The sequence below is a fragment of the Nocardiopsis sp. FR4 genome (assembly GCF_009830945.1).
Lineage (GTDB): Bacteria > Actinomycetota > Actinomycetes > Streptosporangiales > Streptosporangiaceae > Nocardiopsis.
This window is the reverse complement of sequence record NZ_ML776454.1, coordinates 227943-251864: the sequence shown is the minus strand read 5'-3', so window position 1 is coordinate 251864 and position 23922 is coordinate 227943. Positions and strand designations below refer to the sequence as shown.

25 protein-coding genes and 1 riboswitch are annotated in these 23922 nt (G+C 73.3%); of the genes, 20 read left to right on the top strand and 5 right to left on the bottom strand.

Features of this window, described 5'->3' with window-relative positions; translation table 11 throughout:
• Positions 1–126 precede the first annotated feature (126 nt).
• From FYW95_RS01105 to FYW95_RS01090, 4 genes are all read left to right on the top strand, one after another.
• A complete protein-coding gene (locus tag FYW95_RS01105) occupies positions 127–528 on the top strand; it encodes a roadblock/LC7 domain-containing protein (protein ID WP_014909276.1) in 402 nt (133 codons plus the stop codon).
• Positions 529–626: 98 nt separating this feature from the next.
• The gene (locus FYW95_RS01100) at positions 627–1043 is read left to right on the top strand and encodes a DUF742 domain-containing protein (protein WP_236567640.1); all 417 of its coding nucleotides are present in this window, start codon (positions 627–629) and stop codon (positions 1041–1043) included.
• Between the two features lie 34 nt (positions 1044–1077).
• Positions 1078–1671: a GTP-binding protein gene (locus FYW95_RS01095; protein WP_017572034.1), complete on the top strand. Its 594-nt coding sequence runs from the start codon at positions 1078–1080 to the stop codon at positions 1669–1671.
• Positions 1672–1771: 100 nt separating this feature from the next.
• Positions 1772–3460, top strand: coding sequence for a DUF885 domain-containing protein (locus tag FYW95_RS01090; RefSeq protein WP_159941288.1), 1689 nt, complete (start codon positions 1772–1774; stop codon positions 3458–3460).
• Positions 3461–3506: 46 nt separating this feature from the next.
• On the opposite strand, the gene FYW95_RS01085 is transcribed toward FYW95_RS01090, so the two are convergent.
• A complete protein-coding gene (locus tag FYW95_RS01085) occupies positions 3507–3962 on the bottom strand; it encodes a GNAT family N-acetyltransferase (RefSeq protein WP_159941286.1) in 456 nt (151 codons plus the stop codon).
• A 157-nt stretch (positions 3963–4119) separates the two neighbouring features.
• On the opposite strand from FYW95_RS01085, the gene FYW95_RS01080 reads away from it, so the two are divergent.
• The 15 genes from FYW95_RS01080 to FYW95_RS01010 all read left to right on the top strand — a co-directional run bounded on the left by FYW95_RS01080 (position 4120) and on the right by FYW95_RS01010 (position 18430).
• Entirely contained in the window at positions 4120–4695 is a 576-nt protein-coding gene (locus FYW95_RS01080) for an HIT family protein (protein ID WP_159941284.1), read from the top strand.
• Between the two features lie 155 nt (positions 4696–4850).
• On the top strand, positions 4851–5486 hold the full coding sequence (gene pgsA / locus FYW95_RS01075; protein ID WP_159941348.1) for a phosphatidylinositol phosphate synthase: 636 nt from the start codon (positions 4851–4853) through the stop codon (positions 5484–5486).
• Between the two features lie 26 nt (positions 5487–5512).
• Entirely contained in the window at positions 5513–6532 is a 1020-nt protein-coding gene (locus tag FYW95_RS01070; RefSeq protein ID WP_159941282.1) for a phosphatidylinositol mannoside acyltransferase, read from the top strand.
• A complete protein-coding gene (locus FYW95_RS01065) occupies positions 6529–7734 on the top strand; it encodes a glycosyltransferase family 4 protein (protein ID WP_305081020.1) in 1206 nt (401 codons plus the stop codon). Before FYW95_RS01070 ends, FYW95_RS01065 begins: the two co-directional genes overlap by 4 nt.
• A 122-nt stretch (positions 7735–7856) precedes the next feature.
• Positions 7857–8363: a hypothetical protein gene (locus FYW95_RS01060; protein WP_159941280.1), complete on the top strand. Its 507-nt coding sequence runs from the start codon at positions 7857–7859 to the stop codon at positions 8361–8363.
• A gap of 229 nt (positions 8364–8592) precedes the next feature.
• Positions 8593–9498 carry a pyridoxal 5'-phosphate synthase lyase subunit PdxS gene (gene pdxS / locus FYW95_RS01055; protein ID WP_159941278.1) on the top strand — a complete coding sequence of 302 codons (906 nt, stop codon included), beginning with the start codon at positions 8593–8595 and terminating at the stop codon, positions 9496–9498.
• A gap of 114 nt (positions 9499–9612) precedes the next feature.
• The gene (pdxT, locus tag FYW95_RS01050; protein WP_159941276.1) at positions 9613–10221 is read left to right on the top strand and encodes a pyridoxal 5'-phosphate synthase glutaminase subunit PdxT; all 609 of its coding nucleotides are present in this window, start codon (positions 9613–9615) and stop codon (positions 10219–10221) included.
• Complete coding sequence (locus tag FYW95_RS01045) at positions 10218–10967, top strand: YebC/PmpR family DNA-binding transcriptional regulator (RefSeq protein ID WP_159941274.1); 750 nt, start codon at positions 10218–10220, stop codon at positions 10965–10967. The genes pdxT and FYW95_RS01045 overlap by 4 nt, the downstream gene beginning before the upstream one ends.
• Positions 10968–11220: 253 nt before the next feature.
• Positions 11221–11730 carry a hypothetical protein gene (locus FYW95_RS01040; protein WP_159941272.1) on the top strand — a complete coding sequence of 170 codons (510 nt, stop codon included), beginning with the start codon at positions 11221–11223 and terminating at the stop codon, positions 11728–11730.
• 202 nt (positions 11731–11932) lie between these two features.
• Entirely contained in the window at positions 11933–12481 is a 549-nt protein-coding gene (gene ruvC, locus FYW95_RS01035) for a crossover junction endodeoxyribonuclease RuvC (protein ID WP_159941270.1), read from the top strand.
• A gap of 51 nt (positions 12482–12532) precedes the next feature.
• On the top strand, positions 12533–13153 hold the full coding sequence (gene ruvA / locus FYW95_RS01030; RefSeq protein ID WP_159941268.1) for a Holliday junction branch migration protein RuvA: 621 nt from the start codon (positions 12533–12535) through the stop codon (positions 13151–13153).
• Between the two features lie 15 nt (positions 13154–13168).
• On the top strand, positions 13169–14278 hold the full coding sequence (gene ruvB / locus FYW95_RS01025; RefSeq protein ID WP_159941266.1) for a Holliday junction branch migration DNA helicase RuvB: 1110 nt from the start codon (positions 13169–13171) through the stop codon (positions 14276–14278).
• A gap of 315 nt (positions 14279–14593) precedes the next feature.
• Positions 14594–14959: a preprotein translocase subunit YajC gene (gene yajC / locus FYW95_RS01020; protein WP_236567639.1), complete on the top strand. Its 366-nt coding sequence runs from the start codon at positions 14594–14596 to the stop codon at positions 14957–14959.
• Between the two features lie 158 nt (positions 14960–15117).
• Positions 15118–15672 (top strand): adenine phosphoribosyltransferase, encoded by a 555-nt coding sequence (locus FYW95_RS01015; protein WP_159941264.1) that lies wholly within the window; start codon positions 15118–15120, stop codon positions 15670–15672.
• Positions 15673–16252: 580 nt separating this feature from the next.
• Positions 16253–18430, top strand: a complete 2178-nt coding sequence (locus FYW95_RS01010) for a RelA/SpoT family protein (RefSeq protein ID WP_159941262.1) — start codon at positions 16253–16255, stop codon at positions 18428–18430.
• A 44-nt stretch (positions 18431–18474) separates the two neighbouring features.
• Here the strand turns inward: FYW95_RS01010 and FYW95_RS01005 are convergent, their stop codons facing one another.
• The 4 genes from FYW95_RS01005 to FYW95_RS00990 all read right to left on the bottom strand — a co-directional run bounded on the left by FYW95_RS01005 (position 18475) and on the right by FYW95_RS00990 (position 21992).
• Positions 18475–18942 (bottom strand): nitroreductase/quinone reductase family protein, encoded by a 468-nt coding sequence (locus FYW95_RS01005; protein ID WP_159941260.1) that lies wholly within the window; start codon positions 18940–18942, stop codon positions 18475–18477.
• A 116-nt stretch (positions 18943–19058) separates the two neighbouring features.
• Entirely contained in the window at positions 19059–20249 is a 1191-nt protein-coding gene (locus FYW95_RS01000; RefSeq protein WP_159941258.1) for an acyl-CoA dehydrogenase family protein, read from the bottom strand.
• Between the two features lie 94 nt (positions 20250–20343).
• Positions 20344–21600 (bottom strand): CaiB/BaiF CoA transferase family protein, encoded by a 1257-nt coding sequence (locus FYW95_RS00995; RefSeq protein WP_159941256.1) that lies wholly within the window; start codon positions 21598–21600, stop codon positions 20344–20346.
• Positions 21597–21992, bottom strand: a complete 396-nt coding sequence (locus FYW95_RS00990) for a DUF3870 domain-containing protein (RefSeq protein ID WP_159941254.1) — start codon at positions 21990–21992, stop codon at positions 21597–21599. Before FYW95_RS00990 ends, FYW95_RS00995 begins: the two co-directional genes overlap by 4 nt.
• Positions 21993–22206: 214 nt before the next feature.
• Positions 22207–22321, top strand: a riboswitch (SAM riboswitch).
• 56 nt (positions 22322–22377) lie between these two features.
• Here FYW95_RS00990 and FYW95_RS00985 point away from each other — a divergent pair.
• On the top strand, positions 22378–23718 hold the full coding sequence (locus FYW95_RS00985; protein ID WP_159941252.1) for an aminotransferase class V-fold PLP-dependent enzyme: 1341 nt from the start codon (positions 22378–22380) through the stop codon (positions 23716–23718).
• Positions 23719–23922 lie beyond the last annotated feature (204 nt).

Genomic DNA, 23922 nt, shown 5'->3' with positions numbered 1-23922 from the left:
AGAACACCAGTCTCCCGGTCACCCCCGCGGGAGGGACCGGGCAGCTCGTAGAGGCAGTGCTGTCACATGCTGTGCCGGCGGTAGCAGTGCCCACAGACCAGCCGGCGAATTTGGACAGGAGATCAGATGAGTCGACAGGTGAATGAACTCAACTGGTTGATCACTGACTTTGCCGACCGGGTCCCCGATGTCGCCCACGCGATCGTCGTCTCCTCTGACGGCCTTCCGTTGGCCTCGTCCGCGGGTTTCCCGGCTGACCGGGCCGACCAGCTGGCGGCGATCGCCTCCGGCCTGTCGAGCCTGACGCAGGGCGCGGCACGGGTGTTCGAAGGTGGCGCGGTCGCCCAGACCGTCGTGGAGATGGAGCGGGGGCTGATGCTCATCATGGCCATCAGTGACGGCTCCTGCCTCGCGGTCCTGGCGGCGGCGGAGAGCGACCTGGGTCTGGTCGCGTACGAGATGACCCTGCTCGTCGAGCGGGCGGGGCGGGCGCTGACACCAACGGCGCGCACCTCGGGAATCCACTGAACCACCACCGACAGGAGGAAGTGGTGGCACCTCACAGTAGAGATGCCGGGAGCGCCTCGTGGTTCGGACAACAGCCGAGCGGTCCCCCCACGGGGGGAATGCCGGCGGTTCCGGGCGGCGGAGATGTTCCTCGACCTATCCAACAACCGTATGAACAACGACCCGCCGCAGGGAGCGCGCCCAGTTCGCTGGTCCGCCCCTACGCGGTGACCAAGGGCCGCACCAAACCGAAGTCACAGCTTCCCCTGGAGGCTCTGATCTCGGCCACCGCGGCGGCCCGCAACGAGTCTGGGACGCTGACGCCCGAATGGCAGGCGATCAGCGACCTGTGCCGGGAATGGCGTTCCGTGGCGGAGATCTCCGCGCTGTTGCGGATGCCGCTCGGCGTGGCGCGGGTGCTTGTGGCGGACATGTCCGAGCAGGGACTGGTCCAGATCAGGTCCTCGCTCAACAACGACGCCCGCCCCAACACCAACCTGCTTGAAAGGGTGCTCAGTGGACTTCGCAAGCTCTAGCCCAGCCGAGGAAGGCGGTGCTGGGGGGAACGCGATGACGTCGGTCAAGATCGTCGTCGCCGGGGGCTTCGGTGTCGGGAAGACGACATTCGTTGGCTCCGTCTCCGAGATCGTGCCGCTGACCACCGAGGCGGTCATGACCAGCGCCAGCGTCGGGGTCGACGACCTCGCCAAGACGCCGGACAAGCAGACCACCACCGTGGCCATGGACTTCGGCCGTGTCTCCCTCGACTCGGACCTGATCCTGTACCTGTTCGGCACCCCCGGACAGCACCGGTTCTGGTTCATGTGGGACGACCTGGTCAAGGGCGCGATCGGTGCCGTCGTGCTGGTGGACACCCGCCGTCTCGCGGACTGCTTCCCCGCGATCGACTACTTCGAGGAGGCGCGCCTGCCCTTCATCGTGGCGATCAACGGGTTCGACGGCTACTACCCGCACGCCGCGGACGAGGTTCGGGACGCCCTGACCCTCAGTCCCGAGATCCCCATCGTCCAGGTGGACGCACGCGACCGCGCGTCCACCAAGTCGACGCTCATCACCCTCGTCGAGCACGCCATCACGGTGGGGGACCCCGAGGGCGCCGCCGGACAGCCCACTTCCACGGGCGGCCAGAACTCCTGGCGCTGACCGCGCCGACTTCTGGGCCACCCGGGCCGGGGTCCCGCACAGAGCACGGCCCGGTTCCCGCGAGGCGGGAACCGGGCGTCCGTGCTGGCATCATGGCGCAATGAGCTCTTCCTCCCAGCCCGAGCCGGGGAGCATGACCCGGCGGTTCCGCGAGGTGGCCGAGCGCGTGCTCGACTCCCTGCTCCAGGACGCCCCCGAGTGGGCGCTGGACCTGGGCGACACCCGGGGCGCCTCCCGCCTGTCCGACCACTCGCACGAGGCCGACGTGCGGCGCGTCGCCGTGCTCACCGACGCCCTCGGCTCCCTGGACGAGATCGACGGCGACCTCCTTCCCGAGGGGGACCGGGTCGACCTGGAGGTCCTGCGCTCCCGGATCAGCGCCGACCTGTGGCACACCGCGGAGCTGCGCCCGCACACCTGGGACCCGCTCCTGTACTCTCCCGGCGAGGCACTGCACACCCTCCTGGAACGCGACGTCCTGCCCCTCCCCGAGCGCCTCGCGGCGGTCGCCGCGCGCTGCGCGGCCCTGCCCGACTACCTCGCCACCGCGCGAGCACGCCTGTCCGAGGGCCCCGGCATGTCCCGCGTCCACGTGGAGACCGCGCTGGCCCAGGCCGCGGGCGCCCGCGCCATGCTCGCCTCCGACGTGCCCGCGCTGGCCGCGCGGGAGCCCTCCGCGGCCTCCCAGGTGGAACCGGCCCGCGAGGCCGCCCTGGCCGCCGTGGAGGACTACGCGGCCTGGCTGCGCGGCGAGCTGGAGGCCGCCCACGCCGACCCCCGCCTCGGCGAGCGCGACTTCGCCGCCCAGCTGTGGTACACGCTCGACTCCGAACTGTCCCCCGAGGCGCTGCTGGTGCGGGCCGAGAGCGACCTGATCGCCACCGAGGAGGCGATCGCCGAGGCCGCGGCCGAGTACCAGGACGCGCCCCGCCGACCGGGACAGGTGGCCGAGGCGCTCGCCGCCCTGGCCGCCGGGAACCCCACCGGGCCCGACACGGTCCGCCCCGCCTGCGCCGACGCGCTCATGCACCTGAACGCGCGGGTGCGCGAGCTCGACCTGGTGACGGTCCACGACGACCCGGTGCGCGTCGTGCCCATGCCCGAGTCCCGCCGGGGCGTCTCCGTGGCCTACTGCGATCCCCCCGGGCCGTTGGACCCGCGCGCCCGGGAGCAGCCCACCCTGGTCGCGGTGGCCCCGCCGCCCGCGGACTGGCCCGCCGAGCGCCGGGAGTCCTTCTTCCGCGAGTACAACGCGGGCATGCTGCGCAACCTCATGGTCCACGAGGCCGTGCCGGGCCACGCCCTGCAACTGGCCCACGCCGCGCGCCACACCGGCGGGACCCGGGTGGGCAACGCCCTGTGGAGCGGCACGTTCGTCGAGGGCTGGGCGGTCTACGCCGAGGAGGTGATGGCCGGACACGGCTGGTCGGAGGACCCCCGCCAGAACCTCGCGCTGCGCCTGGTGCAGCTCAAGATGCGCCTGCGCATGATCCTCAACGCGATCCTGGACGTGCGGCTGCACACCGGCGACCTCACCGAGGGCGAGGCGATCTCCCTGCTGACCCAGCGCGGCCACCAGGAGGAGGGCGAGGCCGTCGGCAAGTGGCGCCGCGCCCAGCTCACCAGCGCCCAGCTGTCCACCTACTACGTGGGCTACGCCGAGGTCTCCGACACCGTCCGCGACCTGGCCCGGGCGCGGCCCTCGCTCACCGAGCGCCAGCGCCACGACGCCGTGCTCGCCCACGGCAGCCCGCCCCCGCGCCACCTGCGCACCCTGCTGGGCCTGTGAGGCCCCGGGAGGGGATTCCGGGGCCCCGCCCGGAGGGGCGGGCCGCTCAGGGCAGCGGTCGGCTCCAGGCGACCTCGCGGTCGAGCTGGCCCGTTTCGGTGAACAGGCGCACCTGGTGCGTGTCGGCGAGCCTGCGGGCCAGTTCACGGCGGTCGGCCGAGGTGAAGCCGAGCCCGCGCCAGAAGGGGCCGGAGCGGCGGCTGAACAGCCACGCCCGCCGGGCGCCGTGCGCGGCGGCCCGATCGAGGGCGTACCGGGCCAGGGCGGACCCGGCGCCCGCTCCGCGCCGGTCCGGCCGCACGGCCACGCTGCGGATCAGGGCGTCGCGGCCGTCGGCGCTCAGCTCGAAGCCGGTGGTGCCGCGGATGCGACCGTCGGGGTCCCGCTGGACCCACAGCCGCACCGACGGGGAGTCGAGACCGCTCAGGGTCAGGTCGACCTCGCCCAGGAACGCCGACAGCGCCTCGTGGTCCGCCTCGGCGGCGGGGGAGAGAGTGGCCATGGCCGGTGATCCTAGAAGGACCGACCGTGGGGGCGCCGTGCCGGGGAGGGGGTGCGTGCGGCTGTCCACAGGCCGCGCCGCCCCCGCGCGCGCCACCCCCGCGCTTCTATGCTGGGAGCGCCACACAAGTACGGACAGGCGACGAAACGGACGAGCCATGAGCGGTGCCGACAACGAGCACGGAAACGGCCCCGGAGCCCCTCCCGGCGCGGGGGCGGGCGGCCCCGACGGCTGGGAGCGGCTGTGGACGCCGCACCGCATGGCCTACATCAAGGGTGAGAACAAACCCACCGGCACGCGCCCCGAGGACGGCTGCCCCTTCTGCCGGGCCCCCGGCCTGCCCGACCCCGAGGGCCTGGTGGTCCACCGCGGCAAGTGGGCCTACGCGGTCCTCAACCTCTACCCCTACAACAGCGGCCACCTCATGGTGTGCCCCTACCGCCACGTCGCCGACTACACCGCACTGGACGAGGACGAGACCGCCGAGGTGGCCGCGCTCACCCGGGCGGGCATCCACGCCCTGAACACCGCCTACCGGCCGCACGGCTTCAACGTCGGCATGAACCTCGGTAACGTGGCGGGCGCGGGTGTCGCCGCCCACCTGCACCAGCACATCGTTCCCCGCTGGGGCGGCGACGCCAACTTCATGCCCGTGATCGGCCAGACCAAGGTCCTGCCCGAGATGTTGGAGCAGACCAGGGCCAGACTGGCCGAGAGCTGGCCCGGCGACTGACGCCTCCCCCGGCCGCCGGGCACACCGCCCCGCCCCTCGTCCGGCGCGCCCCGGCCGCCCCGCGGACGGCGCACCGTCCCGGCGGTGCGGCTCCCACCCCCACTACCCCTCCCGCCCTACGATCGCAAGAAGCCATGCTGAGAATCCTTCGCCCCATGACCTCCCGGGTCACCGCTCCGCTCGGCCGGAGCCTGGCCCGGATCGGCATCACGCCGAACATCGTCACCATCGTCGGCGCCGTCGGTGTCATCGTCAGCGCCCTCTACTTCTATCCGCGCGGACAGCTGTACGCGGGCTCGGTGATCATCACGGTCTTCGCGCTCTTCGACATGCTCGACGGCGCCGTGGCCCGGGCCAACGACAGCGCCAGCGCGTTCGGCGCCTTCCTCGACTCCAGCCTGGACCGGATCGCCGACGCGGCCATCCTCGCCGGGCTCATGTGGTGGTTCATCGACGGGGGAGAGGACCCCCTGCTGGCCGGGCTCACCCTCTTCTGCCTCATCAGCGGCTTCATGGTGTCCTACATCAAGGCCCGAGCCGAGGGACTGGGGGTCAACTGCGACGTCGGCGTCGCCGAGCGCACCGAGCGCCTGGTCATCGTCCTGGTCGCCGTGGGCCTGAGCGAGCTGGGCGTGCCCTACGTCCTGGCCGGCGGCCTGTGGCTGCTCGCCGGGATGAGCCTGATCACCATCCTGCAGCGCCTGCTGGAGACCCGGGCCCGCCTCAACGACCCCGGCTTCGCCGACGCGGACGGCGGCGCCGAGGCCAACGGCCCCAGCGGCGGGGCCTGACCGGGAGAGGGGAGAGAGGCGACGACGTGGACGAACGCATGGCCGACCTGGCCTACTCGGCCGGGTGGACCCTGGTCCGACGGGCGCCCGAGAGCGTGGGCCGGGCGGCGTTCCAACGCCTGGCCGACCGCGCCTGGCGCGCGCACGACGAGGGCACCCGCGGCCTGGAGCGCAACCTGCGCCGCCTGGTGGGCCCCGGGGCCACCGACGCCCAGCTGCGCGCGCTCTCCCGCGCGGGGATGCGCTCCTACATGCGCTACTACTACGAGATGTTCCGCCTGCCCGCCATGGGCAGGGAGCGCATCCTCGGCGCCACCCGCGCCACGGGCATCGAGGTACTGGAGGAGCACGTCCGGTCCGGCCGCGGCGTGGTGGCCGCCCTGCCGCACATGGGCAACTGGGACCACGCCGGCGCCTGGATCACCCTCCGGGGCACCCCCCTGACCACGGTCGCCCAGCGGTTGCGCCCCGAGAGCCTGTACCGGCGGTTCACCGCCTACCGGGAGTCCCTGGGCATGGAGGTCCTGCCGCTGACCGGGGGTGCGGCCAACACCGTGGGCACGCTGTCCCGGCGGCTGCGCGCGGGAGGGCTCGTGTGTCTGCTCGCCGACCGCGACATCGGCGGCAACGGCCTGGAGGTGGACTTCTTCGGGGAGGCGGCGCGCGTGCCCTCCGGGCCCGCGGCCCTGGCCCTGAACACCGGGGCCGCCCTGATGCCGGTGTCGCTGTGGTACGACGGCCCCCACTGGAACATCCGCGTCCACGACGAGGTCCCCGTCGCCCCGGGGGCCACCCGCGGCGAGCGCATCCGGGCCACCACCCAGGAGCTGCTCCGGGTCTTCGAGGGGGCGATCGCCGAGCACCCCGAGGACTGGCACATGCTCCAGCCGGTGTTCAGCGCCGACCACGCCCGTCCCGCGCCCGGGCGGGCCGACCCCGCGCCCCCCGCCCGGTCCGCCGGGAAAGGCATGTTCGCGGCGGACGGGGTAGGAGACCCCAGGAGTACGGCGACGAGCCCCCGCGAACACGACGAACGGAACGGGTGACCCTGCGCATGCGTGTCGGTCTGGTCTGCCCCTACGCCTGGGACGTGCCCGGCGGCGTGCAGCAGCACATCGGAGACCTCGCCGAGGCGCTCCTGGGCATGGGACACGAGGTGTCGGTCCTGGCACCGGTCGGCGGAGCCGACGGTGTCCGCACGCCCGGCTACCTGGTTCCCGCGGGCAGGCCGGTGCCGGTGCCCTACAACGGTTCGGTGGCCCGGCTCAGTTTCGGTCCCAGGACCGCCGCGCGGGTGCGCCGGTGGATCTCCGAGGGCGACTTCGACGTCCTGCACATCCACGAGCCCTTCGCGCCCAGCGTCTCGCTGCTGGCGTGCTGGGCCGCGGAAGGGCCGCTGGTGGCCACCTTCCACACCTCCAACCCCCGCTCGCGGGCCATGGCGGTCAGCTCCGCGGCCCTGCGCTCGGCGATGGAGAAGATCAACGGGCGCATCGCCGTGTCCGAGGCGGCCCGGCGCACCCTCGTCGAACACCTGGGCGGCGACGCCGTGCTCATCCCCAACGGGGTGGCGGTGCGCAGGTTCGCCTCCGCCGAACCGCTGCCGGGCTGGCCGGGACCGGGCGGCTCGATCGGCTTCCTGGGCCGTCTGGACGAGCCCCGCAAGGGACTGTCCGTCCTGCTGGAGGCCTTCACTCTGATGGCCCCCGCCCGGCCCTCCCTGCGCCTGCTGGTCGCGGGACCCGGAGACCCCGCGGCGGCCATGGCGGCCGTCCCCGAGCACCTGCGCGAACGCGTCGTGCCGCTGGGCCGCCTGGACGACGCCGACAAGGTGCGCGCCTACCACTCCGCCGACGTGTTCTGCGCGCCCAACCTGGGCGGGGAGAGCTTCGGGATCGTCCTGACCGAGGCCATGGCCGCCGGGGCGGCCATCGTGGCCAGTGACATCCCGGCCTTCTCCGCGGTCCTGGACCGGGGGGCGGCCGGGGAGCTGTTCACCACGGGCGACCCCGCCCACCTGGCCGAGCGCGCCGGGGCGCTGCTGGACGACCCCGGGCGGCGGGCCGAGCTGTCCCGGGCCGCACGCCGCGCCGTGCACGCCTACGACTGGGAGACCGTCGCCGCCGACGTCGCCCACGTGTACCAGACCGTCCTGACGCGGGGCGGCGCCGGACGGGGCGAGCCGGGCGGGGTGCGCCTGGACACCGGTCCGCGCGCCACCGCCCTGCTGCGCCGGGAGACGCGGTGAACAGCCGCCGCGGCCTCCGCCGAGCACGCCCCGGGAACGCCCCCTCGCCGCGAACGGAGTGAGCTGCCCTGACCGACGACCTCCTCTTCCCCCTCCTGGCCGCCGGGGTCCTCCTGGCCCTGGTGCTGTTCGGCTTCTACCTGTCCTGGCGGGCCACCCGGCTGCACCGCGTGCACCACCGGGTCGACACCACGCGCGTCGCCCTGGAGGCCGCGCTGGCCCGGCGCCGCACCGCCGCGCTCGCCCTGGCCGCCGCCGACGGCACCGAGGCCACCGCCGCGCTGGCCGCCGCGGCCCGCACCGCGGGCGAGGCCTCGCTCACGGGTGAGCGCGACCTCGCCGAGAGCACGCTCTCGCGGGCCCTGCGCGACTGCCTGGAATTTCGTGACCAGGACCGGTGTTGGGGGATGCTGCGGCCCCAGTTGGCCGAGGTGGAGGCCGCCGCCAAGGGCGTCCACATGGCCCGCACGTTCCACAACGCCGCCGTCTCCGACACCCGCCGGGCACGCCGCTCCGTCCTGGTGCGGACGTTCCGGCTGGCGGGTACGGCGCCGCTGCCGGACTACTTCGAGATCGACGACGAACCGCCCCGCCTCCCGCTTCTGCCGGTCGGACCCGACACCCTGTAAGGGGAGGGCCCGCGAAAACACCGATCTGGCCAAAAACCCCGATAGGGGGTGGAAGTAGGATGGGAGGCTGGTCGACCAGGGTGCGCGGCGCCGACGGTGTCCGCGTACCTCCGCGTGAGGCCGCCGACCCGCCGTCCGCGACGCCCACGGCCCGACACGGCCGGGAGAACGCGGCGCCGCCCGGGAACCGCAGCCCTCAGCAGAATCAAGACAACGGGAGTCCACAACCGTGGCCACTACGAACACCTCCGACAACGCCGTCGGTACCGAGCGTGTCAAGCGCGGCATGGCCGAGCAGCTCAAGAACGGCGTCATCATGGACGTCGTCACCCCCGAGCAGGCCAAGATCGCCGAGGACGCCGGTGCCGTCGCTGTCATGGCCCTGGAGCGCGTCCCCGCGGACATCCGCAAGGACGGCGGCGTCGCCCGCATGTCCGACCCCGACATGATCGACGGCATCATCGAGGCCGTCTCCATCCCGGTCATGGCCAAGGTCCGCATCGGCCACTTCGTGGAGGCCCAGGTCCTGGAGTCCCTCGGCGTCGACTTCATCGACGAGTCCGAGGTCCTCACCCCGGCCGACGAGGCCTACCACATCGACAAGTGGGCGTTCACCGTCCCGTTCGTGTGCGGTGCCACCAACCTGGGCGAGGCGCTGCGCCGCATCGCCGAGGGCGCGGCCATGATCCGCTCCAAGGGCGAGGCCGGTACCGGCAACGTCGTGGAGGCCACCCGCCACATGCGCTCCATCCGCGGTGAGATCAAGCGGCTGGGCACGCTGGACGAGGCCGAGCTGTTCGGCGCGGCCAAGGAGCTGCGCGCCCCGTTCGAGGTCGTCAAGGAGGTCGCGGAACTGGGCAAGCTCCCGGTCCCGCTGTTCTCCGCCGGAGGCGTGGCCACCCCGGCCGACGCCGCGCTCATGCGCCAGCTCGGCGCCGAGAGCGTGTTCGTGGGCTCGGGCATCTTCAAGTCCGGTGACCCGGCCAGGCGCGCCGACGCCATCGTGCAGGCCACCCTGCACTACGAGGACCCCGCCGTCATCGCGCGCGTGTCCCGCGGCCTGGGCGAGGCCATGGTCGGCATCAACCTGGACGAGCTGTCGGACTCCCAGCGCTACGCGGGCCGCGGCTGGTAGGGCCGCGTCCCCCCGCCGGACGGCGCCCCCTCGGACGCCGCGCGGCGGCCAGGTCCGCGGGCGGCGGAACCCCGGTTCCGCCGCCCGCCCCGAGTACAACGAGTGAGGCCGTTCGTGACCGCCAAACCCACCATCGGCGTCCTCGCCCTCCAGGGCGACGTCGCCGAGCACCTGCGCGTCCTGGACAGCCTGGACGTGCACACCGTCAAGGTGCTCTCCCCCGACCAGCTCGACACCCTGGACGGTTTGGTCCTGCCCGGCGGGGAGTCCACCACCATGTCCAAGCTCGCCGTCCGGTACGGCCTGCTGGAGCCGCTGCGCAAACGCGTCGAGGCCGGGATGCCCGCCTACGGCACGTGCGCCGGGATGATCATGCTCGCCGACCGCCTCCTGGGCGGGACCGCCGGCCAGCAGACCGTCGGCGGAATCGACATGACGGTGCGCCGCAACGCGTTCGGACGCCAGACCGAGTCCTTCGAGGCGCCCGTGCACGTCGACGGCCTGGAGGGCGACCCCTTCGACGCGGTGTTCATCCGCGCCCCCTGGGTGGAGTCGGTGGGTCCCGCGGTCACCGTCCTCGGCGAAGTCCCGGGCCCCGACGAGGCCGGTAGGATCGTCGCCGTACGGCAGGGCGGCCTGATGGCCACGTCCTTCCATCCCGAACTGACCGGCGACACGCGCATCCACCGCCTCTTCGTCGACATCGTGAAAGGACATTCATGAGCGGCCACTCAAAGTGGGCCACCACCAAGCACAAGAAAGCCGTCATCGATGCCAAGCGCGGCAAGCTCTTCGCCAAGCTGATCAAGAACATCGAGGTGGCCGCGCGTACCGGTGGTGGGGACCCCGACGGGAACCCGACGCTCTACGACGCCATCCAGAAGGCGCGCAAGAGTTCGGTGCCGCTCGACAACATCGAGCGCGCCCGCAAGCGCGGCTCCGGTGAGGAGGCCGGCGGCGCGGAGTGGCAGACCATCATGTACGAGGGCTACGCCCCCGGCGGCGTGGCGCTGCTCGTGGAGTGCCTGACCGACAACCGCAACCGCGCCGCCTCCGAGGTGCGCGTGGCGGTGACCCGCAACGGCGGCAACATGGCCGACGCCGGCTCGGTGTCCTACCTGTTCAACCGCAAGGGCGTCGTGATCGTGCCCAAGGAGGGCACCACCGAGGACGAGGTGACCCTGGCGGTCCTGGAGGCCGGCGCGGAGGAGGTCGAGGACCTGGGCGATGCCTTCGAGATCGTCTGCGAGGCCACCGACCTGGTCCCGGTGCGCACCGCGCTGCAGGAGGCGGGCATCGACTACGAGTCGGCCGACTCCAGCTGGCTGCCCACCATGGAGGTCCCCGTGGACGCCGACACCGCCAAGAAGGTCATGCGGGTGGTCGACGCGCTGGAGGACTCCGACGACGTGCAGAACGTCTACACCAACGCCGACATCCCCGACGAGGTCATGGCCGAGATCAGCTGACCCCCGCACCCCGACGCCTGTGGCCGCGCCCCTTCCGGGAGCGCGGCCACAGGCGTTCCCGGGCCCTGCCGCCGCCACCCCGCCGTGTCGAGGGCGGCGGTTGCCCGGTGGGGCGGAGGCGCACCGCGGTCCCGCCGGGAGGGGCGCCGCTCCGACCCGGCCCCGGGGCCGGGGGGCGGCGCGCCTGCCGATACCGGTACCATCCGCCCGACAAGGGCGTCCGCGGCGGGCGGTCGGACACGAGAGAGGTGCCATGGGCGAGGTCGTACCGGATGACGGGGCGTGGCGGATCGGTGTCCGCGAGGGCGGTGAGCTCTCGGCCCGTTGGTGGAAGTGGGTGTGGTCGGCGCCGGAGGGGCGCGATCCGGTCGAGGACGTCACCGGCCAGCACGCGGCCTGCAACCAGCCGGAGGACCTGTGGTTCCTCGCCGGTACCTACGGGGGCAGGGTCGTCCGCCGGTGCGAGGTGCCCGCGGGGCGCCCCCTGTTCTTCCCCGTGCTCAACGTCCAGCACTCCCTCAGGTACTCCAAGGAGCCGATGGCCATGCCGGTCGCGCGCGCCGACGCGCACCTCAACGGCGTTCCCCTGCCGTTGGAGGAGTTCCGCGGCGTCTTCCGCAGCCCTCTGTGGGTCCGCCGGCACAGTTGGGGGCTGTGGGGCGCGATCGCCCCCCTGGTCCCCGGCGGATACGTGCTCGAGATCAAGGCGGACACCGGTGAGGGCTTCTGGGTGGACACCACCTACCACCTGACCGTCGTCTGAGACGCGTCGTGGGCGCTCGCCTTCCGGGGTGCGCCTGGCGGGAGCGGCCCGCAACGCCGCCGGGGATGGCAGGGTGGGGGCGGGGTGCCGCCGGGACGGAGCCGGTCCCGCGGCCGGCCGACACGCCCGGTCGGGCAGCCGCGGGGGTCGGTGCCCCCCGCTAGCATGGGTGCGAACTGGCGTTCGAGGAGAGGTGGGGCGCGTGCGCGTGTTGGGGATCGACCCGGGGCTGACCCGGTGCGGAGTGGCCGCGGTGGAGGGTGCCATCGGCCGCCCGCTCGCCCTGCTCGGCGCCGACGCCGTCCGCACCAGCGCCGACACCGACCTCCCCCAGCGCCTCCTGGGCATCGAGCGCGGCATCGAGGAGTGGCTGGACCGCTACCGGCCCGACGCGGTCGCGGTGGAGCGGGTCTTCGCCCAGCACAACCTCAGCACCGTCATGGGCACCGCCCAGGCCAGCGGCATCGCCCTGGTCTGCGCGGCCCGCCGCGGCCTGCCCGTGGCCCTGCACACCCCCAGCGAGGCCAAGGCGGCCATCACCGGCAGCGGCCGCGCCGACAAGGCCCAGGTGGGCACCATGGTGGCGCGTATCCTCGGTCTGGACGGGCCGCCCAAACCCGCCGACGCGGCCGACGCCGTCGCCCTGGCCATCTGCCACATCTGGCGCGGCGGGGCCCAGGCCCGCGTCGCGCAGGCCCAGCAGGACTTCGCACGCAAGGTGGAACTGGCCCGCCGCGGTCGCGGCAGGTAGCGCCCCGCCCCCAGGAAGGAGACGGGCACCGCCACCGGTGCCCCACAGGAGATGATCGCGTTCCTCACCGGCCGGGTGGCCGCGCGCGGCGCCGCCACCGCCGTGATCGACGTCGGCGGGGTCGGCATGACCGTGCAGTGCACCCCCTCGGCCCTGTCCCGCCTGCACGTGGGAGAGACCGGTACCCTCGCCACCAGCCTCGTGGTCCGCGAGGAGTCCCTGACGCTGTTCGGCTTCGCCGACGACGACGAGCGGCACCTGTTCGAGCAGCTGCAGACCGCCTCGGGGGTCGGCCCCCGCCTGGCCCTGGCCATGCTGTCCGTGCACAGCCCCGCCAGCCTGCGCCACGCCGTGTCCACCGAGGACACCGCGGCCCTGACCCGGGTGCCCGGCATCGGCAAGAAGGGCGCCCAGCGCATCGTCCTGGAACTGCGCGGCAGGCTCGACGCCCCCGTGCTCACCGACGGCACCCCGCCCGGTACCGGGGACGCGGCCGCCCCGGGCGGGCCCGACGGCGCCTGGCGCGGCCAGGTGGTCTCCGGCCTGGTCAACCTCGGCTGGTCGGCCAAGGACGCCGAGGCCGCCGCCGCGGCCGTGGCCGCCGAGGCCGAGGAGACCACCGACGTCGCCGTCCTGCTGCGCAGTGCCCTGCGCAGGCTCAGCCGCGCCTAGGAAAGGGGAAGACCCGTGTACCACCCCCACGATGAGTCAGCCGCGGCCTCCCCCCGCGAGCGCGGGGCGGTCTCGCCCGACGCCGGCGCGGACGAGCGCCAGATCGAGGGTGCGCTGCGCCCCCGGGCCCTGGACGAGTTCGTCGGCCAGCAGCGGGTCCGCGAACAGCTCTCCCTGGTGCTGCACAGCGCGCAGCGGCGCAACCGGGCGCCCGACCACATCCTGATGTCGGGCGGCCCCGGCCTGGGCAAGACCACCCTGGCCATGATCATCGCCGCCGAGCTCGGCGCCCCGCTGCGCATCACCTCGGGCCCGGCCATCGAGCGCTCCGGGGACCTGGCCGCCGTGCTCTCCACCCTCCAGGAGGGCGAGGTGCTCTTCCTGGACGAGATCCACCGCATGGCCCGCCCGGCGGAGGAGATGCTCTACGTCGCGATGGAGGACTTCCGGGTCGACGTCGTGGTCGGCAAGGGGCCCGGGGCCACCGCCATCCCGCTGGACATCGCCCCGTTCACCCTGGTGGGGGCCACCACCAGGGCGGGCATGCTGCCAGCTCCCCTGCGCGACCGCTTCGGGTTCACCGCGCACATGGACTTCTACACCCCCGAGGAGCTGGAGCTGATCCTGCACCGCTCGGCGGGCCTGCTCGGAGCCCCCCTGGAGGAGGACGCGGCCCGGGAGATCGCCGGGCGCTCGCGGGGCACGCCCCGGATCGCCAACCGCCTGCTGCGCCGGGTGCGCGACTACGCCGAGGTGCGCGGCGACGGGCGGCTGTCGCTGGACACCGCGCGGGCCGCCCTGGAGCTGTACGAGGTCGACCAGCTGGGCCTGGACCGGCTGGACCGGGCCATTCTCGACGTGCTGCTGCACCGCTTCCGCGGCGGCCCCGTCGGACTGTCCACGCTGGCCGTCTCGGTGGGGGAGGAGGCCGAGACCGTGGAGGTGGTGGCCGAGCCCTTCCTGGTCCGCTCCGGGTTCCTCGCCCGCACCCCGCGCGGCCGGGTGGCCACCCCGCAGGCCTGGGCGCACCTGGGGCTCACGCCTCCGCCGGACGCGGCCTTCGGCGCGGCGGCGGCCAACGGCGCCTCCCCGGCGGGCCAGCCGGGCGGGGTCGCGACCCCCTGAGCTGCGCCGCTGACACGGGGCTCCCGGAGGGGCACAATGGGTGATGGGTCGCGGCAACCGGCGCCGAACCGTTAACACTCCGACCTCGGCCGGTGGGTTATCGGTGATCGATGCCACGTAAGCTGAGCTCAAACCCACCGATACGGGGCAAAGCTCCGTACGTGTCGTTCGTGGCGGAACGAGTCGGACCTCCAGCGCGTTGTACGTGCCGGGTACGGCTCCGACCACTGCGGAGCCGACGCAGAGAAGGTGGCCGTCGCGGTGTCCGAGCCGACAGCCGTCGGCCACATGACGAAACGTCAGGAAGGACGCCCCGTGCAGGGCCTTTACCACCTCGCAGCCGAAGGAGAGCCCACGGGCGGTCTTCTCGGCATGCTGTTCCCGTTCCTGCTGATCATCCTGGTGTTCTGGCTGCTGTTCTGGCGTCCGAACCAGAAGCGGCGTCAGCAGGAGGCGCAGATGCACAACTCCCTGGTCCCCGGCGTCGAGGTGATGACCAAGGCCGGCATCTTCGCCACGGTCGTGGAGATCCACGAGCAGGAGGTCCTGCTGGAGATCGCGCCCGGCACCCGCATCCGCATGCTCAAGGCCGGCGTCGGCGAGGTGATCACCCCGCCCGCCGACGACACACCGGTGGAGGACCGCCCCGACTTCGGCGACGACGACAAGCCCAAGGACTAGGGCGCTCGCCGCCGCTCCTCCCGCGTCCCCCGGGGATCCGCGGGAACGGCCGAGGCCGCCTTCGGCCCGCAGACTTCGGTACCGGCCCCGCGGGGCCGGTACCGCCGTGTCCGGCCCCCGACCCCGACTCCAGCAGAACCCAGAAGGTGCCACCCGACATGCCCGACGACACCGCGACCGCGGACGCCGCCTCGACCTCCGCGCTGCTCCAGGCGCACATCCGCGACATCCCGGACTTCCCGCACCCCGGCGTCCTGTTCAAGGACATCACGCCGCTGCTCAACTCCCGGGAGGCCTTCGCCGCGGCGGTCGACGGCCTGGCCGCGCCCTTCCTCGGGGCGGGGGTGGACCACGTCCTCGGACTGGAGGCCCGCGGGTTCATCTTCGGCGCCCCGGTGGCCATGGCGCTGGGCGCCGGCTTCGTCCCCGCGCGCAAAGCCGGGAAACTGCCCTCGCGGACCATCGGCCAGGCCTATGATCTGGAGTACGGCACCGCGACCGTCGAGATCCACGCCGACGCGGTCACCGCGGGCAGCCGTGTGCTGATCGTGGACGACGTCCTCGCCACGGGCGGTACCGGCAGGGCCGCGGTGGACCTGGTCCGCAAGGCGGGTGGTACGGTCGTAGGATTCTCGGTCCTCATGGAGCTGCGAGCGCTCCGGGGGCGCGAGAAGATGCCCGACGTGGAGCCGCACACCCTCCTCTCGGTCTGAGTCCGCCGATCCGCGCCACCACCGGAGCGCCCTCCCCCGCAGGGAATGCGTACCGGCCCGTCATCGTTGACGTACTCCACCACCTGGGGTGACACCCCTGGTGGCCTGCGTCACACCCACCGGGCGCGGTGGGGGCGGCGGGCCCCGGCCCGGCCCGTGCGGGACCGGTCCCACCTAGACTGGTGGGAGGGGTACCGCGGCGGCCATGTCACGACTGGCCCAGATGACACGCACGTGCACCGGTGGAGCCGGGCGGCGCTGACGGCGCCCGCGCGACCGGGAGGATCCGCGGGAGGTAGGCATGCCAAACGAGGTGGTTTCGACCGGGGCGGTGGCGGCGAACGGAGCGCGGGGGGAGACCCCCGCCGGCCCCCGGCCGGGCGGGCACGCGGACAGCACCGGTGCGGCCGGTGCGCCCACCAGACCACAGGGAGACCGCCCGGAGGGCGCCGCGGGGGGAGCGGCGCCCTCCGACGTCTCCGGAGCGGGGAGCACGCGGCAGCCGCCCCCCTCCACCACGCCCTCCACGGTGCGAGTACGCAGGAGGCTCGCCCGACTCGGCGCCCAGCGGGGAGTGACGATGAACCCGGTGCTCGAACCACTGATCAAGACCGTGCGCGCCACCCATCCCAAGGTGGACGTGCGGCTGATCGAGCGCGCCTACGAGGTCGCCGCCCACCACCACCGCGACCAGAAGCGCAAGAGCGGCGACCCCTACATCACCCACCCGCTCGCGGTGGCCACGATCCTGGCCGAGCTGGGCATGCAGGAGGCCACGCTGGCCGCCGCGCTGCTGCACGACACCGTCGAGGACACCGAGTACTCCCTGGACGAGCTGCGCGCGGACTTCGGCGACGAGATCGCCGAACTGGTCGACGGCGTCACCAAGCTCGACAAGGTCAAGTACGGCGAGGCCACCCAGGCCGAGACGGTCCGCAAGATGGTCGTGGCCATGGCCCGCGACATCCGGGTGCTGGTCATCAAGCTGTGCGACCGCCTGCACAACATGCGCACCCTGCGCTACCTGCCCTCCAAGGCCAAACGGGAGAAGAAGGCCCGCGAGACGCTGGAGATCTTCGCCCCCCTCGCCCACCGGTTGGGCATGAACACGATCAAGTGGGAGCTGGAGGACCTGGCCTTCGCCACCCTCTACCCCAAGCGCTTCGACGAGATCGCCCGCCTGGTGTCCGAGCGCGCCCCGCGCCGCGACGTCTACCTGCAGGAGGTCATCGAGGCGGTCTCGGCCGACCTGCGCGAGTCCAAGCTCAAGGCCACCGTGCGCGGGCGCCCCAAGCACTACTACTCGATCTACCAGAAGATGATCGCCCGCAACTGCGGCTTCGACGAGATCTACGACCTCATCGCCGTGCGGGTCCTGGTGGACAGCGTCCGCGACTGCTACGCGGCCCTGGGAACCATCCACGCGCGGTGGAACCCCGTGCCGGGGCGGTTCAAGGACTACATCGCGATGCCCAAGTTCAACATGTACCAGTCGTTGCACACGACGGTCATCGGTCCCTCGGGCAACCCGGTCGAGCTGCAGATCCGCACCCGGGCGATGCACCGGCGCGCGGAGTACGGCATCGCCGCGCACTGGAAGTACAAGGAGGACCGCAACACCGGCGGCGAGGGCAAGCCCAGGGGCAGCTCCGACATGCAGTGGCTGCGCCAGCTCATCGACTGGCAGCAGGAGACCAAGGACCCCGGCGAGTTCCTGGAGTCGCTGCGCTTCGACCTGTCGGTGCAGGAGGTGTTCGTCTTCACCCCCGGCGGTGACGTGATCTCCCTGCCCCAGGGCGCCACCGCCGTCGACTTCGCCTACGCGGTGCACACCGAGGTCGGCCACCGCACCGTGGGCGCCCGCATCAACGGCCGCCTGGTGCCGCTGGAGAGCGAGCTGCACAACGGCGAGACGGTGGAGATCCTCACCTCCAAGACACCCGACGCCGGGCCCAGCCGGGACTGGCTGAACTTCGTCAGGAGCGCCCGCGCGCGCAACAAGATCCGGCACTGGTTCACCAAGGAGCGCCGCGAGGCCGCGATCGAGCAGGGCAAGGACGAGATCGCCAAGGTCATGCGCAAACAGGAGCTGCCGGTCAAGCGCCTGTTCAGCGGGGAGGCGATTCTCGCCCTGGCCAGCGACCTGCGCTATCCGGACGTGGACTCCCTCTACGCCGCCGTGGGCGAGCGCCAGGTCAGCGCCCAGAACGTGGTGGGCAAGCTCGTGGACTCCATGGGCGGCCTGGAGAGCCACACCGAGGACATCGCCGAGTCGGCCCTGCCCACCAGGGCGGCGACCCGCCAGCGCCAGCTCGGCAACCCCGGCGTGGTCGTCGAGGGCGACGCCGACGTGTGGGCGCGCCTGTCCCGGTGCTGTACGCCGGTGCCCGGGGACGAGATCGTCGGCTTCGTGACCCGGGGCAACGGGGTCTCGGTGCACCGCAAGGACTGCGTGAACACCGCGACGCTGGACCCCGACCGGATGGTCAAGGTGCAGTGGTCGCCCACCGAGGACTCCATGTTCCTGGTGGCGCTGCACGTGGAGGCCCTGGACCGGTCACGGCTGCTGTCGGACATCACCCGGGTGCTCTCCGACCAGCACGTCAACATCCTGTCCGCCACCGTCCAGACCAGCCGCGACCGGGTGGCGCAGAGCCGCTTCACCTTCGAGATGGCCGACCCCGCCCACCTGGGCAGCGTGCTGCGGGCGGTCCGCGGAGTGGACGGCGTCTACGACGTCTACCGCGTACGCAACTGAGGGGGCGGCCCCGGGCGCCCGAGCGGGCACCCGCGGCCCGCCGGTCAGATGCGGATCGTGGTCGAACGCACGATCGCGAAGACCGGGTGGCGGTCGGCCTCGGCCGCGAACGCCTCGTCCGGGGCGTCCGGCGGGGCCTCGAAGTAGGGCCCCACCACGGCGGCCCGCGGGTGGTTCACGTACTCCCGCAGCACCGGGGCGGCCTCCTCGGCGCCCAGTTCGCGCACGCTGACCAGTTCGATCCAGCCACCCTGGCGCAGCGTCGCGAAGCCGTCCTCGCGCAGGTTGCGGACCCAGTCCGTCTCCCCGTAGGGGGAGACCAGGAAGCGTCCGCGGTCGCTGTCCACCACACTGAGCGGGATGGTGCGCAGGAAGCCAGACCTGCGCCCGCGCGTGGTGAGCAGGTGCATCTCGGGCGTGCACACCCCGTACTTGACGAAGCCGCTGACGAAGGCGTTGGCGGTCCGCCGCAGCCGCGTCATCTCGAACCGCTTCGTCGGCTCGTTCCCCATTCTCGGCAACTCCCTCGCTCGGATGCTCCCCATTGTGGTGCTTGTGCGCGGCCGACGGCACCTGGGGGAGGGGTGGCGCCCCGGCGCGTCCCGCCCGGACCCCTCCCCGTCCGCGCCTAACGGAACGCCGAGACCCCCGTCACCGCCTGGCCGATGCTGAGCGCGTGGATCTCCTCGGTGCCCTCGTAGGTGGCGACCGTCTCCAGGTTCACCATGTGCCGCATCACGGGGTACTCCAGGGTGATGCCGTTGGCGCCGTGCACCGACCGCGCCGCGCTGGCCACCCGCTGGGCGGCGGCCACGCACGAGAACTTGCCGAAGCTCACGTGGTTGTGGTGGCACGCGCCCTCGTCCTTGAGACGGCCGATGCGCAGCGCCGTCATGTTGGCGTGGTTGACGTCCACCACCATGTCGGCGAGCTTGCGCTGGGTGAGCTGGAACCCGGCGATGGGCCGGCCGAACTGCTCGCGGCTGAGCGCGTACTCCAGGGCCGCCTCGTAGCAGGCGCGGGCCGCGCCCGCCACGCCCCACACGATGCCGTAACGGGCCTCGTTCAGGCAGGACAGGGGGGAACCGAGCCCGCGGGAGGCGGGCAGCAGCGCGTCTCCGGGCAGCCGTACGTCCTCCAGCACCAGTTCGGAGGTGATGGAGGCGCGCAGCGACAGCTTCCGGTGGATGACGTTGGCGGAGAACCCGGGGGCGCCGGCGGGCACCACGAACCCGCGGATCCCCTCCTCGGTGGCGGCCCAGACCACCGCCACGTCGGCCACGGACCCGTTGGTGATCCACATCTTGGTGCCGTTGAGCACCCAGTCCGCGCCGTCCCGGCGGGCGCGGGTGCGCATGGAGCCCGGGTCCGAGCCGGAGTCGGGCTCGGTCAGCCCGAAGCAGCCGATCGCCTCGCCCGCGGCCATCCGGGGCAGCCACTCCCGCTTCTGCTCCTCGGAGCCGAACTTGTGGATGGCCGCCATCGCCAGCGAGCCCTGCACCGACACGAAGCTGCGCAACCCCGAGTCGACGGCCTCCAGCTCGCGGCAGGCCAGGCCGTAGGCGACCGCGCTGGAACCGCCGCAGCCGTACCCCTCCAGGTGCATGCCCAGGACCCCGAGGTCGCCGAAGGCCCTGGCCAGGCCGCGCGGGTCGGGCAGCGTGCCCGCCTCGAACCAGTCGGCGACGTTCGGCAGCAGCTCGCGGGTGGCGAAGCCGCGCACGGCGTCGCGGACGTCGCGCTCGGTGTCGGACAGGTCGGCGTCCACGGCCAGGAAGTCGTGCGGGTCCGGTGCGGCGGGCCTGCGGGAGTCGCTCATGGTCAGGGTCCCTTCTGGTGCGGTCGGCCGTTGCGGCCGAAGGATACGGGCGGGAGGAGGCGGGGGCGGTGCGCGGGCCCGGTGCGGACCGGGGTCAGGCCGGGTCGGCCTGCTGGACGGCGCCGCGCGCGACCATCGCGTCCACGCGCGCCGCGTCCACACCCAGCTCGGACAGGACCTGCCGGGAGTGCTGGCCCAGCAGCGGCGGCGCGGTGAGCGGGGGCGGGCTGGCCTCCAGCCGGAACCCCGCGCGGACCTGTTCGAGGAGCCCGACGGTGGGGTGTTCCACGGTGCGCAGCACGTCGTCGCCGCTGGCGTGGGCGGTGCGCAGCGCGTCCAGCACCCCGCGCACCCGGCCCACCGGCACCCCGGCCGCCACGAGCACCTCCATCCAGTGGCCGGCGCCGCGGGAGCGCAGGGTCGTCGTGAGTTCGCCGACCAGCTCCTCCCGGTGGGCCACCCGTCCCGGGTTGGTGGCGTAGCGCGGGTCGTCGCCCAGGTCGGGGCGGCCCAGGGCCGCGCACAGCCGCTGGTACAGGGCGTCGTTGCCCGCGGCGACGACGATCTCCGCGTCCGCCGTGGGAAAGGCCTGGTAGGGCACGATCGTGGTGTGCGCGTTGCCCACCCGGGCCGGTTCGGTGCCCGTGACCAGCGCCTGCTGGGTGAGGTTGACCAGCCCGGACAGGGTGGAGTTGATCAGCGACACGCTGACGTTCTCCCCCCGGCCGGTCGCGCGGGCCCGCAGGAGCGCGCCGAGGATCCCCACGGCCGCGTTCAGCCCGGTGAGCACGTCGGTCAGGGCCACGCCCACCTTGCTCGCCGGGCCCTCGGCCGGTCCGGTGGTGGCCATCAGACCGCTCTCGGCCTGCACGACGATGTCGAAGCCGGGGCGCGTGGCGGGTTCGTGCTCGGGGCCGAACCCGCTCACCGAGCAGTACACGACCGCGGGGTTGCGGGCGCTGACCGCCGCGTAGCCCAGCCCGAGCCGGTCGATCACGCCGGGCCGGAAGTTCTGGATCACGACGTCGGAGGCCGCGCACAGGTCCTGGACGGCGGCCAGTCCCTCGCGGTCCTTCAGGTCCACGGCCAGGCTGCGCTTGTTGCGGTTCACCGACAGGAAGTAGGCCGCCTCGCCGTGCCCCTGCGGGCCGTCCGGCCCGGCCCAGGGCGGCCCCCAGGCGCGGGTGTCGTCGCCGCGTCCGGGCTGTTCGACCTTGACCACCTCGGCGCCCATGTCGGCCAGGAGCATGGTGGCGTAGGGGCCCGCCAGGACGCGCGACAGGTCGGTGACGCGCACGCCCGCCAGCGGCAGCGGGGCGTTTCCGGGGTCCGGTGCGGCATCGCGGCTCACGGCCGCCTCCCCTCCTCGCCGTCGGGTCCGCCGGGCAGCTGGTCGCCCTCGCGCAGCTGGTAGTAGGTCTCCAGGCAGCGGCGCAGCGCGGTGGTCAGCGCGGCCCCGGACTGGCCCGCGTAGCGCGTCTGCACCCGCCGCACGAGTTCGGCGATGTCCTCGGTGACCGAGGAGCCCTCGACCAGGGCGCGGAAGAAGTCCTTGGCCAGGTCGGTGAGCAGGGTGGTGTCCGCGGCGACGATGCGCCCGTCCGCGGTGTCCACGGCGAGGACGACGCCGAGGCGCTGGTACTGGGAGTGGCTCGCCACCGAGTCGGGAAGACGGGCGTAGCCGGAGACCAGGACGACCCTGGGATTGCGGAAGACCTGCTGGATACGGTCGTCGCCGTGCAACGTGGACACCTCTCGCTCGCGGGCACGCGAAAACTCCGATGCTCTGGAGTCTCGCGCCTGGAGGGCGGCCGGGGAAAGCCGGACACCCGCGGCGTGAGGGCAGGCGGGGACCAGTATGTCCCCCGCGGGCCCGCGGCTGTCAAGCGGGGCGGCGGTTCGGGCCACACGGGGGCCCGCTGACGTGCGCGGGGCGGCTGTGCTACCCTGCCTCGCAGGTCACGAGTACCAGCGCCAAGCCCCGGCTCGCTGGTCGGCAACCCTCCTTCCGCGGTGGGGTGCCCCGGGTGAGGACCAGGTCCCGACACGACCGTGTCGGACAAGCGCGGACCCCTGAGGCGTTCCCGGACACCTCCGCGGGTCCACCGACCCGTAGGAGAGGTGTCCCTTGACCACTGTCAGCCCCATCCACACCGCCCGTTCGGCGCGTTCGGCCAACACCGCCCGGTGCACGGTCGTCTCCTCCGACGAGGGCGTCCCCCTGGTCACCGGCGAGCGGGTGGAGTACGCCAACTTCGACTACGCGGCCAGCGCCCCCTGCCTGACCCCGGTGGCCGAGGCCCTGGCCGAGGCGCTGCCCTACTACGCCAGCGTGCACCGCGGCGCGGGGCACCACTCCCGGGTCAGCACCGAGGCCTACGAACGCGCCCGGCGCAGCGCGGCCCGCTTCCTGGGGACCCGGCCCGCGGACGCGGTCGTGTTCGTGCGCGGCACCACCGACGCCCTCAACCTGCTGGCCCGATCGGTGCCCGAGGGCTGCACCGTCGTGGTGTTCGAGTCCGAGCACCACGCCAGCCTGCTGCCGTGGGGGCACCCGGCGGCCCGCGCCGGGCGCGTGGTGCGCCTGCCGCCGCCAGCCACCCCCGAGCGGGCGGTGGAGGCGGCCCGGGCCGCCCTGCGCGCGGCCCCGGAGGGCCCCCGCCTGCTGTGCGTGACCGCCGCCTCCAACGTCACCGGCGAGATCTGGCCGGTGGAGGAGCTCGTGGCCGCCGCGCACGCCGAGGACGCCCGGGTGGTGGTGGACGCCGCCCAGTACGTGCCGCACCTGCCCTTCAGCCTGGAGGCCACCGGAGCCGACTACGTCGCGGTCTCCGCCCACAAGCTCTACGCCCCCTTCGGTTCCGGCGTGCTGGCCGGACGCGCCGACTGGCTGCGCGATGCCGCCCCCTACCTCTCCGGCGGCGGCGCCACCCGCCTGGTCACCGAGCACGACGTGGTGTGGAACGACCTGCCCGCGCGGCACGAGGCGGGCAGTCCCAACGTCCTGGGCGCTGTGGCGCTGGCCGCCGCCTGCGACACCCTGACCCCCGCCACCCAGGAGCTGCTGCACATCCGCGAGTCGGTGCTGCTGGAGCGGCTGCGCGCCGGGCTGGCCGGGATCGACGGCGTCACCGAGCTGACCCTGTGGGGCGAGGAGCACCCCCGGGTGGGCATCGTGTCGTTCACGGTGGAGGGCCTGCCCGCCGACCTGCTGGCCGCCGCCCTGTCCGCCGAGTACGGGATCGGGGTGCGCGACGGACTGTTCTGCGCGCACCCGCTCACCCGGCGCCTGCTGCCCGGGGGCCACGCGCAGGCGGTGCGGGCGAGCCTGGGCGTGGGCACCACGGGGGAGCACGTGGACCGCCTGGTCGGCGCGGTCGCCGACCTGTGCGCCCGGGGGCCGCGCTGGGAGTACGTCGACTGCGACGGCCGCCTCGTCCCGGTGCCCGACCCCGGTCAGGTGCTCTGACCGGCTCCGATACCCCGGGGAGGTTCCCACCCCGCCGAACCCCTGCGGCGGGGCGGGCCCTGCCCGGCCCATTGCGGGCCCGCACGGCCGCGGTGTGCTCGCAAGCGGGCACGCGTTCCTTTTCGGAAACCACGTGCCTCATGTGTACACAAAGCACTAAATAGGGCGCATAACACGCGGCCCTGTGCCGAGGATCACGTTCCC

Coding starts and splice junctions, on each gene's coding strand:
- FYW95_RS01005 (WP_159941260.1), bottom strand. CDS start 18,942: ATGGGGAACGAGCCGACGAAGCGGTTCGAGATGACGCGGCTGCGGCGG.
- FYW95_RS01010 (WP_159941262.1), top strand. CDS start 16,253: ATGAACCCGGTGCTCGAACCACTGATCAAGACCGTGCGCGCCACCCAT.
- FYW95_RS01015 (WP_159941264.1), top strand. CDS start 15,118: ATGCCCGACGACACCGCGACCGCGGACGCCGCCTCGACCTCCGCGCTG.
- FYW95_RS01040 (WP_159941272.1), top strand. CDS start 11,221: ATGGGCGAGGTCGTACCGGATGACGGGGCGTGGCGGATCGGTGTCCGC.
- FYW95_RS01090 (WP_159941288.1), top strand. CDS start 1,772: ATGAGCTCTTCCTCCCAGCCCGAGCCGGGGAGCATGACCCGGCGGTTC.
- FYW95_RS01085 (WP_159941286.1), bottom strand. CDS start 3,962: ATGGCCACTCTCTCCCCCGCCGCCGAGGCGGACCACGAGGCGCTGTCG.
- ruvA (WP_159941268.1), top strand. CDS start 12,533: ATGATCGCGTTCCTCACCGGCCGGGTGGCCGCGCGCGGCGCCGCCACC.
- FYW95_RS01045 (WP_159941274.1), top strand. CDS start 10,218: ATGAGCGGCCACTCAAAGTGGGCCACCACCAAGCACAAGAAAGCCGTC.
- FYW95_RS01100 (WP_236567640.1), top strand. CDS start 627: ATGCCGGCGGTTCCGGGCGGCGGAGATGTTCCTCGACCTATCCAACAA.
- pgsA (WP_159941348.1), top strand. CDS start 4,851: ATGACCTCCCGGGTCACCGCTCCGCTCGGCCGGAGCCTGGCCCGGATC.
- FYW95_RS01000 (WP_159941258.1), bottom strand. CDS start 20,249: ATGAGCGACTCCCGCAGGCCCGCCGCACCGGACCCGCACGACTTCCTG.
- FYW95_RS01080 (WP_159941284.1), top strand. CDS start 4,120: ATGAGCGGTGCCGACAACGAGCACGGAAACGGCCCCGGAGCCCCTCCC.
- FYW95_RS01105 (WP_014909276.1), top strand. CDS start 127: ATGAGTCGACAGGTGAATGAACTCAACTGGTTGATCACTGACTTTGCC.
- FYW95_RS01095 (WP_017572034.1), top strand. CDS start 1,078: ATGACGTCGGTCAAGATCGTCGTCGCCGGGGGCTTCGGTGTCGGGAAG.